Here is a 15058-nt window from a genome sequence, read left to right on the forward strand (position 1 = left end):
CGCGCGGAAGACTGGCTGCATCGATCACCACTGCGCATGCGATGCACCGAGGACCGCCATGAACACCCCAAAGTCTTTTGCCGCGCTGCGTGCCGCATGGAAACCCCTTGCGTGCCGGTTCTGCATCTTCGCGCTCCACCACGCGGTGCTCGCCCGCGCGCTGTGCGCCGCGGCCATGGTCGCGGTCTCGCTGCTGGCGGGTTGCGCTGCATTGCCCGACAACGTGCACCGGGTCGCGTCGCAGGCGCGCACCGACGTCGGGGACAGCGCGCTCGCGCGCATCGCCGCCGCGTCGCTGCCGGAACCGGACGGCGCGACGCCCGAAATACCCGACGTATCCGGCGTGCGCCTGCTGCCGGACGGCGACCAGGCCCTCGACGCGCGCATCGCACTCACGCAGGCCGCACGGCATACCGTCGACGCGCAGTACTACGTGGTGACCAACGACACCTCGGGGCGGCAATTCCTGCGCGAGCTGCGCGACGCGGCCCGGCGCGGCGTGCGCGTGCGCCTGCTGGTCGACGACCTGTACGCGGGCGGGGACGACGAGATGCTGGCCGGGCTGGCCGCGCACGCCAACGTGGAGGTGCGTCTCTTCAACCCGCTGCCGGTGCGCAGCGGCGGCCCGCGCACGCGCGTGCTGCTGTCGCTGCACGAGATCGGCCGCGTGAACCGGCGCATGCACAACAAGCTCTTCATTGCCGACAACAGCTTCGCCATCACCGGCGGGCGCAACATCGCCGACGAGTACTTCGGGCGCAGCAAGCCAGCGAACTTCATCGACATGGACGCGCTGCTGGCCGGGCCAGCGGTGCGCGCGCTGTCGGCGAGCTTCGATGCCTTCTGGAACGGACCGATGTCGTACCCATTCGAGGCCATCGCGGCCGGAGACCGTCCGGCACCGGCCCATGCGCGCGAACGCTTCGCCGCGCTGGTCCATGGCCTCGGTCGCTTCATGCCTCCTGCCAACGAGCGCGACGCGCTGGGGCGCGGCCCGGTCGGCGCGCAGCTGGCGCGGGGGCGGGTCGAACTGGTGCCCGCGAAGGTGCGCGTCGTAGCGGACGCAGTGGTGCAAGGCCCCTTCGCCAGTGATGCCAGCGGAAGCGTCGAGGAAGCCGGAGGGCCGCAAGGCCGCGAGAGCGCGGTCATGGCCGCGAACCTCGATCTTTTCCGGACCGCACGCTCCGAGGCGCTCGTCGTCTCGCCCTACTTCGTACCCATGCCCCGCATGATCGAAGCACTCGCCCATGCGAGCCGCGAGGGCGCGAGCGTATCGGTGGTGACCAACTCGCTCGCCACCACCGACGAGCCGCTTGTGCACTACGGCTACGCGCGCTACCGCAGCGCTCTCCTGAAGATGGGCGCCACGCTGTACGAGCTGATGCCAACTGGCGAACCACATACGGCCTGGAGCGACACCGAAAGCGACCGCGGCTCGCTCGGCCGCCTGCACGCCAAGCTGGCGGTGGTCGACCGGCGCTGGTTCTACGTGGGGTCGATGAACATGGACCGGCGCTCGGCGCACTGCAACACTGAACTGGGCCTGATCGTCGACAGCCCCACGCTTGCAGGCGAGCTGGCGGACCTGATCCAGCGCGTGCGCATGCCTGCGAGCTTCACCGTGAGCGAAGCACCGCTGCGAGGCGGCCTGCAATGGAGCTTTCTGCGCGACGGACGCCGCTGGGTGCTGCACCGGGAACCGGAATCGAACTGGGCCCAGCGACTGCGCTGGTCATTGCTGTCGCTGGTGGTGGACGAAGACTTTCTGTGACTGCGCACCACCGGTGCAGTCGTGCAAAAAATAGGTCACCGCGAGCATGGCCCAGGACTACTATTCAATCGTTCACGTGCGGTTTCGCACGAGGCTGCCGCGGACCGTTTGCTCACTCGTGCAAGGAGAGTAGCTATGGCAAGTCCGATGAATGTCAACAAGCTTCAGACGAAATCCCATGACGAACCGGATGAGGTTCGGGAGCCCGAAAAGACCCGGGTCGAAGTGGTCCGCCTCGAGGGGTACACGCTCGGACGCTTCAAGTTCGAGCCCGGGTGGCGCTGGTCGAAGTGCATCAAGCCGGTCGTGGGCACGGACAGTTGCCAGGTGGCTCACGTCGGGTATGCGGTTTCCGGTCGAATCACCGTGCAAATGAATGACGGCTCGCAGACCGTCATCGAGGAAGGCATGTCGTACACCATCCCGCCGGGTCACGACGCATGGGTCGAAGGCAACGCCCCGTTCGTCGGACTGGAGATGATGAGCGCAGAGGAATACGCAAAGTCCAGTAGCTGACCCAAAGTGAGAGGCCTCAGGGGCAGGCTTCTTCGGGATGGTCGAACGGAGATGCGATCCGTACGGAACAACAGTCGGACTGACAATCGGCTGCAGCGGCAGCGGTCCTTGCGCCCGCGGAACCGTTCGACTCCTCCTTCCTCAGCGATACATGTTTGCCCTGACCCGCCTGACCATCGACCGCGCCAGAAAAGAGCGCTTGCCCCAAGTCGCCGGAAGCCTGGCGTTCACGACCTTGCTGTCCATCGTTCCCCTGCTGGCGGCGAGCCTCGCGCTGCTCACGCGATTCCATGCCTTCACGCGGTTCAAGGATGCGCTTCAGGAGTTCTTTCTGAGCAGGCTGCTTCCCGCGGACATCGCACGCACGGTGCTGAAGTACCTGAACCAGTTCGCCGCGAACGCCAGCGGCCTGACCTGGGTCGGTTCGCTCTTCTTGCTGGGCACGGCCATCGCGATGTTGCTCACTGTGGAGAACGCGCTGAACCAGATGTGGAAGATCCGGAGGAACCGGCCGTTCTTCAAGAGGGTTGGCCTGTACCTGCTGATGTTGGCCGTCGGGCCACCCGTTCTGGGGCTGAGCCTGTGGGCGACGTCGTATCTGCTGGGCGTTTCCATGGGCCTCATCGGCGCACTGCCATCCTCGCTTGCATTCGTGCTCGACCTCGGGCCGCTCATGCTCGGCGTGACCGTACTGACGAGCATGTTCTACCTCGTTCCGAACACCAAGGTACGGCTGCGCGACGCCTTCGCAGGCGGCCTGATCGCCAGCGTGGCTTTCGAGCTCGGCAAGCGCGGCTTCACCACCTACCTCGTCAAAGTGCCAACGTACAAGGCGCTATATGGGGCGTTCGCAGTGCTCCCCATGTTCTTGCTGTGGGTGTACGTCTCGTGGCTGGTCACGCTGGTCGCGGCCATGATGACGGCTAACATGGCGCTCACCCGACGGCAACCGGCAGGCAAGCCTGCTCGGGCCTAGCAGCCAGGAGCAGGCGTTCGCGAAGAACGGCTTTCAGGATGCTTGCCAGACGGCCACTTTGCAGCAATCTGGCCGCGTCGATCAATGCGACGTCACCCACCCCTGCTTCCCCGGCAAAGGAGGCATCGCGAAGCTCGACTTCAGGCGCGCAACCTCATCGCTCGGAGTGAGCCCGAAGAAGCGCTTGAACTCACGACTGAACTGCGACGCGCTTTCATATCCCACCTCGATGCTCGCCGCGGACGCGGTCTTCCCGTTTCGCAACATCTGCAGGCGCGCTTGATGAAGGCGTACCGACTTGAGGTACTGCATCGGAGAACTCTGGGTGACGGCACGAAAGTGAGTGTGAAACGTCGGGATGCTCATGCCCGCCTCGCGAGCCAGGCGGTCGACGGTAAGACGGTCGCCGAACGTGGTGTGGATGCGCCGCACGGCCTTGGCGATCTTTCCGAACTGCCCCTGGCTGGCCAGCGCCGCGCGCATCGATGCCCCCTGTTCCCCGATGAGCACCCGAAAGTAGATTTCGCGCACGATCGCCGGCCCGAGCAACACAGCCTCTACGGGCGAACTCATCGCCTCGAGAAATCGCAGAACGGTCTGCATCAATGCGTCGTCGATCGGCGTCGAGAACATGCCGACTGGTGCCGTCTTCGAACTCTCGATAAGTTCATCAACCTGCAACGCAAGGCCCGCGAGGACGGTGAGATCGAGGCTGAAGTAAATCGCGAGCAGAGGCTCGTCGGCACTGGCGTCGGTCTCCATGGTGAACGGCACCGGCACGGACACCGCGAGGTAGTGCTGGGCATCGTAGAGGTAGACCTGATTTGCCCAGAGGCCGCGCTTGCGTCCCTGGCAGACGATGACGATCCCGGGTTCGTAGAGCACAGGGGTCGAGGCCAATGGGCGATCGGAGCGCAGGAAACGCACGTCCGGTAGCGCCGTCAGCGTGTAGCCCTCTCGAGGTGCGAGCCGCTTCAAGAGCGCCACCATGCTGGCCTGGCGCTCCTCGCGGAGTCTGCCAGCGCGGTCGATGGTTGATGCGCGCGATTTACTCATTCATCGTACTGTGCATCAACCCTGGCAAAAAGTAACCGAGAGCGGTTGGACTTCATAGAAATAGGCAAGCCAAACATAGGATTGCGACTGGCTCCGGGCGCCCTCGATTTCTAAGATCGACGCATGCAAAACACCAGGACTTTCTTCATTACGGGCGTCGGCAGCGGCCTCGGCCGCGCCATTGCGAACGCCGCATTGCGGGCGGGCCACCGAGTCGTCGGAACCGTTCGTACCGAACAGGCAGCAACCGAATTCGGCAGGCAATTTCGCGGGGAGGCTCATGTGAAGCTGCTCGACGTGACGCAGTTCGACTCCGTCGCACCACTCGCCGCTGTCGTCGAAGCTGAGATCGGGCCAGTGGATGTCGTGATCAACAACGCAGGGTATGGTCACGAGGGCATCCTGGAAGAATCGTCTCTCGATGAAATGCGCCGCCAATTCGACGTCAACGTTTTTGGTGCGGTCGCAGTCATCAAGGCGTTTCTGCCGTTCATGCGTCAGCGTCGGCGCGGCCACATCATCAACATCACGTCGATGGGCGGCTACATCACGATGCCCGGCATCAGCTACTACTGTGGCAGCAAGTTCGCCCTCGAAGGGATCTCCGAGACGTTGGCGAAGGAAGTGAAGGGCCTGGGCATCGCAGTCACTGCTGTTGCCCCAGGATCTTTCAGGACAGACTGGGCTGGCCGCTCGATGGTGCGCAGCGCGCGTTCCATCAGCGACTACGACAGCTTGTTCGATCCAATCCGGCAATCGCGCATGGACAAGAGCGGCAAACAACTGGGCGATCCGGACAGGGCTGCAGATGCGATCCTCACTCTGGTGAACATGCCGGAGCCGCCGGAGCATTTGCTGATCGGCAGCGACGCGCTCGGGCTGGTAAGCGCAAAGCTCGACGCGATGCAGACGAGTTTGACGAAGCACGAGGTCCTGACTCGCTCCACCGATATCGCGTGACGTCGCATCCATCTACTCGACCGATATATTCCATCGAAACAAACAGGCTTCCTGGATAGGTCGCGCATCCCTAATCTTCAGGTCATGCAGCTCGCCGAGCTGTCCAACCAGGAGATTCAGAGATGCCCAAAGTCCTCGTTCTGTATTACTCGTCGTACGGCCACATCGAAAAGATGGCCGAGGCCATTGCCGCTGGTGCGCGTGAAGCCGGCGCCCAGGTCGACGTGAAACGCGTCCCCGAGACGGTTCCCGAAGCGGTCGCAAAGTCTGCGCATTTCAAGCTCGATCAGGCAGCGCCCGTCGCGAGCGTTGCCGATCTGGAGAACTACGACGCCATCGTCGTAGGCACCGGCACCCGCTTCGGCCGGATGTCTTCCCAGATGGCCGCCTTTCTCGACCAGGCCGGTGGGCTGTGGGCCCGCGGCGCACTCAACGGCAAGGTCGGTGCGGCCTTCTCGTCGTCGGCCACCCAGCACGGCGGCCAGGAGACCACGCTCTTCTCGATCATCACCAACCTGCTGCATTTCGGCATGACCATCGTGGGCCTGCCGTACAGCCACCAGGGCCAGATGAGCGTCGACGAGATCGTCGGCGGCGCGCCCTACGGTGCCACCACCGTCGCAGGCGGCGATGGCTCGCGGCAACCGACGGCGATCGATCTGGCCGGCGCGCGCCATCAGGGCGAGCTGGTGGCCAAGACCGCCGCGAAGCTCTTTGCCTGAGCACCTGCACCTTCCATCTGTAGAAGCGAGAAAGACATGGTCTCCAACGACTTTGCAGGACGGGTGGTACTCGTCACGGGTGCGGGCTCCGGCATCGGCCGGGAGGCCGCCAAGGCCTTCGCGGCACGAGGGGGTCTTGTGTATGCCGCCGACCTGAACGAGCACGGCCTTGCCGAAACCGTCGATCTCATCACCGAGATCGGCGGGAAGGCCCGCGCGCTCATCGCCAATGTGGCCGTCGAGCAAGAAGTGGCCAACGCCATCGCACGCATCGAACGCGAGGCCGGCCGGCTCGACGTGGCCTTCAACAACGCCGGCATCACCGGCAAGGCGCAACGCATCGAGGACTACCCGACCGAAGACTTCGACCGGGTGATCGCCGTCAACCTGCGCAGCGTCTTTCTCGGCATGAAGCATGAGTTGCCGCTCATCAAGAAAAGTGGCGGCGGCGCCATCGTGAACACGGCCTCCGTGGCCGCATTGACGGGCCCCGGCGGGATGAGCGCCTATGCGGCCTCCAAGCACGGCGTGCACGGCCTCACGCGCGTTGCCGCGATGGAAAACGCCGCCCACAACGTGCGGGTCAATGCCCTCGCCCCCGGATGGACGGAAACGCCGATGGTGAAGGTCGCGAGCGACCAGAACCCGGCCTTCGCGAAGCTGGTTTCCACCGCGATTCCTGCCGAGCGAGGCGGCCATCCCGCGGAGGTGGCAGCCGCCGCCGTGTGGCTGGCTTCTGATGCCGCGAGCTATGTGATAGGCCAGATGCTGGTCGTCGACGGTGGAATGACCATCGGCGGCTTCAAACTTTGAACAAACCGAACCGACAAGGAGCAACACCATGAGCAATTTGAATGCAGGCGAGATGGCAAAGGCCGTCGTTCGCCGCAATACCGAAGAAGTGCAAGGGCGCGGCAACTGGGCCTTGTTCAACGAGCTTTTCTCGGACGACTTCCTCGACCACACACCACAGCCGAACTGCACGCCCGACAAGTCCGGTGCGCTGGGCCTGTATCGCATCCTGCGGGAGGCGTTCCCCGACTTTCACGCCGAAATCCATTGGCAACGCGCCGATGGCGATGTCGTCACCACCTACAAGACCTATCACGGCACGCAGCAGGGAACCTTCCTCGGCATTGCGCCGACCGGCCGCGCGATCCATTTCGAAACCGTGGACGCGATGCGCGTGCAGAACGGAAAGATCACGGAGCACTGGGGTGTTGCCAATCTCTTCTCCGTGCTTCAACAGCTGGATGCATGGCCCCGCGCCGCAGGAGACAAGTCATGAACACCAACATTCTTCAGGACAAGGTGGTCGTCGTGACCGGCGCTGCCAGCGGCATTGGCAAGGCTGTGGCCGTGCAGGCCGCGAAGCACGGAGCCAAGGCGGTGATCGTTTCGGACGTGACGCCAGAGCCCCGCGAAGGAGGCCGCACCACGATGGAGGAGATCGAGGAGCTGGGCGTGCCGGCGCGCTTTCATCGCGCAGACGTCAGCCAGCGGGCACAGGTCGACGATCTTCTGAAAGCAGCAGACGAGTTCAGCGGCGTCGATGTGATGGTCGCCAATGCGGGCATCACGCTGCGCGCCGACGGGTTCGACGTTGCAGAGGCGGACTACCGCCGGCTCATGGGCATCAACCTCGACGGAACGCTGTTCAGCGCGCAGGCGGCAGCCCGCAGCATGAAGGCACGGGGCAAGGCCGGGAGCATCGTTCTCATGGCCAGCATGGGCGGCATCTCGGGCGCGGGCATGACGGTGGCTTACTCCACCAGCAAGGGCGGCGTGGTCCTGATGGCCAAGTCTTTGGCCGATGCACTGGGGCCGGATGGCATCCGTGTGAATGCAGTCGCCCCGGGAACGATCGACACGCACCTGCTGCGAACGAGCCCCGGCATCGCAGAGGCTGCAGAAGGCTTTCGCCTGCGCACGCCACTGCGGCGCCTTGGCAAACCTTCCGAGATCGGCGACGCCGTCGCGTGGTTGGGCTCGGACCTGTCGAGCTATGTGACGGGCACTGCGCTGCTCGTCGATGGCGGCCTGCTCGCCGTGATTTGACCCGAAAGAAAGACATGACCACCACCATCCGCTTCCATCAATACGGTTCTCCCGAAGTCCTCCAAGTCGAGGACGACAACGTCGGCATGCCGGGGCCCGGACAGGTTCGCCTGCGCCACGAGGCCATCGGCGTCAACTTCATCGACACGGCTTTTCGCCAGGGCGTGATGCCCGTCTCGCTGCCCTCGGTGCCTGGGGTCGAGGGCGCCGGCATCGTCGAGGCCATCGGGCCGGACGTCACAGACGTCAAGGTCGGCGATCGCATGGCTTACTTCCTCGCGCCGGGCAGCTACGCACAAGTGCGCCTGGTCGATGCAGCCGCGCTACTCAAGGTGCCTGACGATCTCTCTTCGGAACAGACCGTCACGGTGCTGACCAAGGGCCTGACTGCCTGGGCCGGGCTGAATGGCTTCCATCAGCTCAAGGCAGGAGAGAAGGTGTTGGTGCAGGGTGCGTCGAGCAGCGTGGGCACCATGATCTCGCGCTGGGCCAAGGCAAAAGGCGCCACCGTCATCGGAACGGTGGGCTCGCAGTCGAAGCGAGCAGCGCTCGAGGGCACCATCGATCACGTATTGCTCTCTGGCGACGCCGATCTGGCCGCACAGATCCGCAGCATCGCGCCCGAAGGCGTCGACGTGGTCTACGAGTTCGTCGGCAAGGCCACTTTTGCAGCATCGGCAGCGGCCGTGCGCGATGGCGGAACCATCGTCACCATCGGCGCGGCTTCCGGAGCGCCAGACATCGACCGGGCGGGCCTTGCCGCTCGCGGCGTTCGCATCGTGGGCGGGCCGATGGCGCAGCACGTGCAAGGTGCCGTGGCCCAGGCGACCGGCGAGGTGTTCGACGCGTACCGCAAGGGTGTCTTCGGCACGCTCGACGTGGCCCGCTATCCGCTCGTCGAAGCGGCACGGGCGCACGAGGACATCGCGGCCCGGCGCAAGTCGGGGGCGATCATCCTCGTGCCCTGATCCTGTGAACGCATCGATCCTGGCAACTCGCTGGACACCCAGCGGGGAAGCAGATATTTTCCCGGGAGTTTCATCGATGGGAGCGATAGATGCTGGACGGCGTTTCAATGGATCAACTGCGCACCTTCATTGCGGCCGCCGATGAGGGCAGCTTCTCGGCCGCCGGGCGCAGGCTGCGCCGGGCCCAGTCGGTGGTGAGCCAGACGCTGGCCAACCTCGAAGGGCAGATCGATGTGCAGCTCTTCGACCGTAGCGGGCGCTATCCGAAGCTCACCGAGGAAGGCACCGCTCTGCTTGCGCAGGCCCGCTCCGTGGTCCACGGCATGGACGGCTTCAAGGCCACTGCGCGCACGATCTCCGAAGGGCTCGAACCCGAGTTGTCGGTGGTGGTCGACGTCATGTACCCCATGGACTCGCTGACGGTGGCGGTCGGTCTCTTTCGGGCCGCGTTTCCGCACACGCCGCTGCGCCTCTATGTCGAGGCACTGGGCGCCGTGGCGCAACCGGTGCTCCAGCGCGGCTGCAGGATCGGCATCATGGGGTCCATGCCCCTCGTTCCGGAGGAACTCGATGCCGAGAAACTGCTCGACGTTCCGATGGTGACCGTGACTGCCTCTTCGCACCCGCTGGCCGCGCAGAAACGCGTCATCGCGTCGCGGGAATTGGAGCAGCACGTTCAACTCGTCCTGACGGACCGCACCTCGCTGACCAGCGGCAAGACCTTCGGCGTGTTCACTTCATCGATATGGCGGCTCGCGGACCTGGGCGCAAAGCATGCGTTTCTTCGTGCGGGTTTTGGCTGGGGGCACATGCCGCTTGCCATGGTGCGCAGCGACATCGAGTCAGGGCTCCTGACCCGGTTGCAGCTGGAGGCCTTTCAACCCACCACACCGCCGATTGCCATGTTTGCCGTGTACCGCAAAGACCTGCCGCCGGGGCCTGCCGGGCGATGGTTCCTGGAGCACCTGAAGGACACGGCGCCGGCGCGAGATTCACCGAAGTGACGCGAGCGCCCCTTGCTCACTCGGCCCCGCGAGGCCGCTGCCCGAGATGCTCGTGCAGGAACTCGATGAAGCGCTGGGTCTTTGCGGGCAGCAGGCGGGTTTCAGTGAGCGCATAGACGGAAGTCGGGATGCCGTGCCACTGCGGCAACACCGGGCGCAGGCGACCTGCCGCGACATCTTCGGAAGCGATCTCCTGCGGAAGCAGGATCACGCCCAGGTCGAGGGTCGCCAGGCGCCGGAACATGCCGACGCTGTTCACCTGAAACCGCCCTCCTACCTCGACCTCGACGACCTCTCCTTCGCGCTGCAGCGTCCACTTGTTTGCCTTGGGAAGGCCCAGGCACTCGTGTCGCGCCAGATCGCTCGGGTGCGTTGGCTCGCCGGACAGCTCGAGGTAGCGGGGCGAGGCATAAACCTGCACGGGTAGCCGCGCGAGCAACCGGGCGATCAGGTTCGAGTCCGCGAGCTCGCCCATGCGGATGGCCACGTCGAAAGGCTCGGTGACCAGGTCCACCCGCCTCGGCGTGAGATCGAACTCGAAGCTGATGCCGGGGTAGCGACGAGCGAACTCCGCGACCAGGGGTGCCATGTAGATGGTGGCGAAGTCCACCGGCAGCGACGCGCGCAGCACGCCGCTGGGCTGCGCCAGCATCTCGCCCAGTTGCTCGTGAGCGATGCGCGCTTCTTCGACGATGCGCCGGCAGCGCTCGAAGTAGAGCTGCCCCGCCTCCGTCAGCTCGACCTTGCGTGTCGTGCGATGCAAGAGCCGCAGGCCGATGGCTTTCTCCAGTCCGTTGATTCGCCTGGACAGCGTCGAACTCGGCACGCCCGAGGCATCGGCCGCGCGGCGAAAGCTCCTCGCGTGGGCGACCTCCACGAACAAGGCCATGTCGTTCAACAGTTCCATCTTGATTGCGCCATTTATGGATCAATGAAAGCCATTTTGACGTATTTATCTCTTCAGCAGATTAATCAAAGATGCGTCCATCGCACCGCACAACCCAAGGAATTCACCATGAGCCAGCTGTTCACCCCCGTTCGCATCGGCCGCTACATTGCGCCAAACCGCCTCGTCATGGCCCCGATGACCCGCTCCCGCGCCGACAGCGACGGCGTCCCGAGCGACCTGACGGTCGCCTACTACGCCCAGCGCGCCAGCGCCGGCCTGATCATTTCCGAAGGCGTGTTCCCGTCCGCAATGGGCAAGGGCTACGTGCACACGCCCGGCATCGAGACCGAGGCACAGGTCGCGGCCTGGAAGAAGGTGACCGAGGCCGTGCACGCCCGCGGCGGCCGCATCTTCATGCAGCTGATGCACACCGGCCGGATCTCGCACCCCTCGCTGCTCGACGGCGCGACGCCCGTGGCGCCTTCGGCCATCAAGCCCGAGGGCCAGGCGTGGACGCCTGCCGGTCAGGTCGACTTCGTCACGCCCCGCGAGCTGAGCCTGCTCGAGATCGCCGACGTCATCGAAGACTATCGCCAGGCCACCCGCCGCGCGCTTGAGGCCGGCTTCGACGGTGTAGAGCTGCACGCAGCCTCCGGCTACCTGCCTGAGCAGTTCCTCTCCTCCGGCAGCAACCAGCGCCAGGACATCTACGGCGGTTCAGTCGAGGGCCGCGCCCGCTTTGTGCTGGACGTGCTGGATGCGATGGCCGCAGAGGCCGGCGCCGACCGCGTCGGCATCAAGATTTCGCCGGAGATGAACTACAACAGCATCACGGATGCTGCGCCTCAGGAGACCTACGCCTACCTGGTCGAACAACTGCGCGGCTGGGGTCTGGCCTATCTGCATGTCACCCTCTTCGGTGCGCAGTTCGACTACCACGCCCTCCTGCGCCCGCGCTTCGAAGGCGCATACCTGATCGGCGGCGGCCTCACCCAGGACAGCGCCGAAAGCGCACTGTACGAAGGCAGGGCCGACGCAACGGTGTTCGGCAGCGCTTTCCTTGCGAACCCCGACCTGCCGGAGCGCTTCCGCGTGGGCGCCGCGCTCAACGCGCCCGACCGCAGCACCTTCTTCGCACCGCCGACCGCCAAGGGATACATCGACTATCCGGCGCTGGCTGCGGCCGAGGCTGCCTGAGGCAGAAGCCGAACTGGAGCTACACCATGAAGATCGAACGATTCACCGCCGACAACACCGCCTTGCTGCTGATAGACCATCAGGTCGGCACGATGCAACTGATCAAGAACATCGACAGCGAACTCGCGGCCAAGCAGGCGATTGCGCTGGCCAAGATGGCAAAGATCCTCAACATCCCGACCGTGATCACGTCCAGCCAGGAAGACCACGCCCAGGGCCCGATCCTTCCGAAGATCGCCGAGATCCTGCCCGAAGCGCACGCTGCACGCATCAAGCGCCCTGGCGTGGTCAATGCCTGGGCCTATCCCGACTTCCGCAACGCAGTGCTCGCAACCGGGCGCAAGCAGCTGATCATGGCGGGCGTCACCACCGACGTTTGCCTGATCTTCCCGGCCATCGACGCCGCAGTCGAAGGCTTTGCCGTGCAGGCCGTGATGGATGCATCGGGCTCGCCCAGCGATCTGTCCGAAGAGTTTTCCCGCCAGCGCATGCACGACGCGGGCGTGGTGCTCACCGCCACCAACACGCTGATGGCGGAAATCGCGCAAGACTGGTCCACGCCCGCCGGGCAGCAGCTGATCGGCTTGTTGTTCAGCGATGTGTTTCCGGCCCTTGGTGCCGGCATCGTTTGAGCCATCAGCCGAGCCGCAGCGAAGCCTCGTCGCGCCAGTAAGCCACGGCGGCGAGCCAGCCTTCCCACACGCAGCCGTTGCAGCCGCGACCGCAGCAGGTTGTGGGCTCGGGCGGCGGTGCGCGCATCGCAAGCCCTGCGGCATCGAGCAATGCCTGCACGCGCGCGATGAGCGCTTGCGCGCCGGCGAGGTTCGTGGGTTCGGGCAGCCGGTCGATGGCATTCATGGCGGGCAGATCTTCATGCTTCGAGGTTCAGCTCCAGCCGCATCTTCGCCCCGCCCGACTCGCTCGACCCGATCGTGAGCTGCCCGCCGTGCAGGCGCGCAACCTCGGCCACGAGGTGCAGCCCGAGCCCCGCGCCGCGCCCGCGCGGCACGAGCCGGTGAAACGGCGCCACCACGCGCTCGCGGTCCGCTGCCGGAATGCCGGGCCCGGAGTCGAGCACCTCGAAGCCCGATGGTTCCCACAGCCGCACCTGGATGTCGCAGCCCTGCCCGCCATGCTCGATGGCGTTCTGGATCAGGTTGCTCAGCGCGCGTTCGAGCGAGGGCGCATCGCCGCGCACCCACAACGGCTGCGGCGCATCGACCGACAGCGTGCAACGATTCATGATCGCCAGCGGCGCGATGTCGCCCGCCACGCGCTCGCACAGCGCCTTCAGGTCGACCTGCTGCTGGTCGTGCACCGCGACGTGGTCCAGCCGCTGGAGGTCGAGCAGTTGCTCGGCCAGCGTGGCGAGCCGCGCCGAGGCCTGCATCAGCTTCACCTTGAGCGGGCCGTCCTGCAGGCCTTCGAGATGGATCTGCAGCGTGGTGATCGGCGTGCGCAGCTCGTGTGCGGCGTCAGCGAGGAAGCGCTCCTGCCGGTCGTAGCCTTCGTTGAGCCGGTCGAATGCGCGGTTCACGGCGTTGACCAGCGGGCGGATTTCGCTGGCCACGTTGGCCAGCGGCAAGCGCGTGGTGCGCTCGTGCACGTCGATGCTCTCGGCATGCTCGGCCGTAGCCACCACGCCCTTGAGGCCGCGCTTCACCACGAAGGGCGTGGCCAGGATCACGCCGAGGCAGGTCACCAGCGCCATCGGCGCCACCAGGAAGAGAAAGGCGATGCCCGTGCCCTTGAGCGTGTTCCTCACCGTCAGCGGGCCGCCGGTCTGCACCATCACGGCCACCAGGCCCGCACGCGTTTCCGCGCGTTCGAAGCGGGCCTTGGGCCGGGTGTTGTCGTCCTCGGGGTTGAGGGCCATGCGCTCCATGTCGCCGAGCGCGTTGAAAAGCGCGGAATAGGCAGGCGGCACGTCGCCACTGCGCACTTCCGAGCCGTGGGCATCGCGCGCGATGAACCAGAACGGCGGATCGGCCTTCTGCAGGCGCTGCACTTCCGCCGTCGGCTCGACCACCAGTTGCCCATCGGGGCCGCGCGCCAGCGCGCGCTGGATCACGGTGACGGTCTCCTGCCCGGTCTCGTCGACCACGCGGCCCAGCACCCAGGCCAGCCCGAGGAAGCCGCCCATCACCAGCGAGCCGACCACCACCTGCAACAGGATCAGGCTCCAGATCAGCCGCCAGCGCAGCGAGAGCAGGCTCAGTGTCATGTCATGCCGCCAGACGGGCCGCGCAGATCAGGTAGCCGACACCGCGAATTGCATGGATCTCCACCTGCGCACCGGCCTTGTCGAGCTTGGAGCGCAGCCGCGACACATGCGTGTCGAGCGCGTTCGACTGGATCTCGTCCTTGTGGCCGTACACGCGGTCTTGCATGGCCTCGCGCAGCACAGTGCGGCCGCGGTGTTCGAGCAGTGCCTCGAGCACCAGCAGCTCGCGTCGCGGCAGCGTGAGGCAAAGATCGCCCACATGGGCCTGCCGCGTGTGATGGTCGAAGCGCAGCTGCCCAAGCGTCATGACGAGGTTCGCGCGCACTGCTGGGCGTCGCGCCAGTGCGCGCACGCGCGCCATCAGTTCGTCCATCGAGAAGGGCTTGGCGAGGTAGTCGTCCGCGCCCCCATCGAGGCTCAGCACGCGCTCGGCCACGTCGGTCATGGCCGTGAGCACCAGCACCGCAGTGGCGATGTGGTTCTGCCGCAGGAAGGCCACGAGCGAGAGGCCGTCGCCATCGGGCAGGCCACGGTCGAGCACGATCACGTCGTGCTGCGCCGACAACGCTGCCTCCTCGGCCTCGCGCAGCGAACTCGCCACGTCGACCACCGCCTGGTTCTGCCGCAGCGCCGAGGCCAGGGCTTGCGCCAGGTCGACTTCGTCTTCGACGAGCAGGATTCTCATGAGGGGTGCGACAAGGGCTGTGTGCAAAAAAG

Annotated in this window: 17 protein-coding genes; 12 read left to right on the forward strand and 5 right to left on the reverse strand. The window is 65.5% G+C overall.

The features are described from left to right. The first annotated feature begins 58 nt into the window (after positions 1-58). From BMW87_RS28115 to BMW87_RS28125, 3 genes are all read left to right on the forward strand, one after another. Positions 59-1771 (forward strand): phospholipase D-like domain-containing protein, encoded by a 1713-nt coding sequence (locus tag BMW87_RS28115; RefSeq protein ID WP_093080554.1) that lies wholly within the window; start codon positions 59-61, stop codon positions 1769-1771. Between the two features lie 135 nt (positions 1772-1906). Beyond that, positions 1907-2287: a cupin domain-containing protein gene (locus BMW87_RS28120; protein WP_093058130.1), complete on the forward strand. Its 381-nt coding sequence runs from the start codon at positions 1907-1909 to the stop codon at positions 2285-2287. A 151-nt stretch (positions 2288-2438) separates the two neighbouring features. After that, entirely contained in the window at positions 2439-3263 is an 825-nt protein-coding gene (locus BMW87_RS28125; RefSeq protein ID WP_093058129.1) for a YihY family inner membrane protein, read from the forward strand. Positions 3264-3344: 81 nt separating this feature from the next. On the opposite strand, the gene BMW87_RS28130 is transcribed toward BMW87_RS28125, so the two are convergent. Continuing rightward, on the reverse strand, positions 3345-4319 hold the full coding sequence (locus BMW87_RS28130; RefSeq protein WP_371258866.1) for an AraC family transcriptional regulator: 975 nt from the start codon (positions 4317-4319) through the stop codon (positions 3345-3347). Between the two features lie 123 nt (positions 4320-4442). Here BMW87_RS28130 and BMW87_RS28135 point away from each other — a divergent pair, with 123 nt between their 5' ends. The 7 genes from BMW87_RS28135 to BMW87_RS28165 all read left to right on the forward strand — a co-directional run bounded on the left by BMW87_RS28135 (position 4443) and on the right by BMW87_RS28165 (position 10031). Continuing rightward, complete coding sequence (locus BMW87_RS28135; protein ID WP_093080559.1) at positions 4443-5279, forward strand: oxidoreductase; 837 nt, start codon at positions 4443-4445, stop codon at positions 5277-5279. A gap of 122 nt (positions 5280-5401) precedes the next feature. Continuing rightward, positions 5402-6001: an NAD(P)H:quinone oxidoreductase gene (wrbA, locus tag BMW87_RS28140; protein ID WP_093080563.1), complete on the forward strand. Its 600-nt coding sequence runs from the start codon at positions 5402-5404 to the stop codon at positions 5999-6001. A gap of 36 nt (positions 6002-6037) precedes the next feature. Then, entirely contained in the window at positions 6038-6814 is a 777-nt protein-coding gene (locus BMW87_RS28145; protein WP_093080566.1) for an SDR family NAD(P)-dependent oxidoreductase, read from the forward strand. A gap of 28 nt (positions 6815-6842) precedes the next feature. Continuing rightward, positions 6843-7289: an ester cyclase gene (locus BMW87_RS28150; RefSeq protein ID WP_093080568.1), complete on the forward strand. Its 447-nt coding sequence runs from the start codon at positions 6843-6845 to the stop codon at positions 7287-7289. Then, entirely contained in the window at positions 7286-8059 is a 774-nt protein-coding gene (locus BMW87_RS28155; protein WP_177192861.1) for an SDR family NAD(P)-dependent oxidoreductase, read from the forward strand. Before BMW87_RS28150 ends, BMW87_RS28155 begins: the two co-directional genes overlap by 4 nt. 14 nt (positions 8060-8073) lie before the next feature. Then, on the forward strand, positions 8074-9027 hold the full coding sequence (locus BMW87_RS28160; RefSeq protein WP_093080574.1) for a quinone oxidoreductase family protein: 954 nt from the start codon (positions 8074-8076) through the stop codon (positions 9025-9027). An 89-nt stretch (positions 9028-9116) separates the two neighbouring features. Continuing rightward, on the forward strand, positions 9117-10031 hold the full coding sequence (locus BMW87_RS28165; protein WP_093080576.1) for a LysR family transcriptional regulator: 915 nt from the start codon (positions 9117-9119) through the stop codon (positions 10029-10031). A 16-nt stretch (positions 10032-10047) separates the two neighbouring features. On the opposite strand, the gene BMW87_RS28170 is transcribed toward BMW87_RS28165, so the two are convergent. Further along, positions 10048-10938 (reverse strand): LysR family transcriptional regulator, encoded by an 891-nt coding sequence (locus tag BMW87_RS28170; protein ID WP_093080579.1) that lies wholly within the window; start codon positions 10936-10938, stop codon positions 10048-10050. A gap of 108 nt (positions 10939-11046) precedes the next feature. Here BMW87_RS28170 and BMW87_RS28175 point away from each other — a divergent pair, with 108 nt between their 5' ends. Then, positions 11047-12117, forward strand: a complete 1071-nt coding sequence (locus BMW87_RS28175; protein WP_093080581.1) for an alkene reductase — start codon at positions 11047-11049, stop codon at positions 12115-12117. Between the two features lie 26 nt (positions 12118-12143). Then, positions 12144-12749 carry an isochorismatase family protein gene (locus BMW87_RS28180; protein ID WP_093080583.1) on the forward strand — a complete coding sequence of 202 codons (606 nt, stop codon included), beginning with the start codon at positions 12144-12146 and terminating at the stop codon, positions 12747-12749. A gap of 4 nt (positions 12750-12753) precedes the next feature. On the opposite strand, the gene BMW87_RS28185 is transcribed toward BMW87_RS28180, so the two are convergent. From BMW87_RS28185 to BMW87_RS28195, 3 genes are read right to left on the reverse strand one after another with little or no spacing between them, the layout of a single operon-like run. Further along, positions 12754-12975: an oxidoreductase-like domain-containing protein gene (locus BMW87_RS28185; protein ID WP_093080586.1), complete on the reverse strand. Its 222-nt coding sequence runs from the start codon at positions 12973-12975 to the stop codon at positions 12754-12756. 13 nt (positions 12976-12988) lie between these two features. Then, a complete protein-coding gene (locus BMW87_RS28190; RefSeq protein ID WP_093080588.1) occupies positions 12989-14341 on the reverse strand; it encodes a sensor histidine kinase in 1353 nt (450 codons plus the stop codon). Position 14342: 1 nt separating this feature from the next. After that, the gene (locus BMW87_RS28195) at positions 14343-15026 is read right to left on the reverse strand and encodes a response regulator (RefSeq protein WP_093080591.1); all 684 of its coding nucleotides are present in this window, start codon (positions 15024-15026) and stop codon (positions 14343-14345) included. Positions 15027-15058 lie beyond the last annotated feature (32 nt).

The organism is Variovorax sp. OV084, from assembly GCF_900111625.1.
In the GTDB taxonomy this organism is placed as follows: Bacteria; Pseudomonadota; Gammaproteobacteria; order Burkholderiales; family Burkholderiaceae_C; genus Variovorax.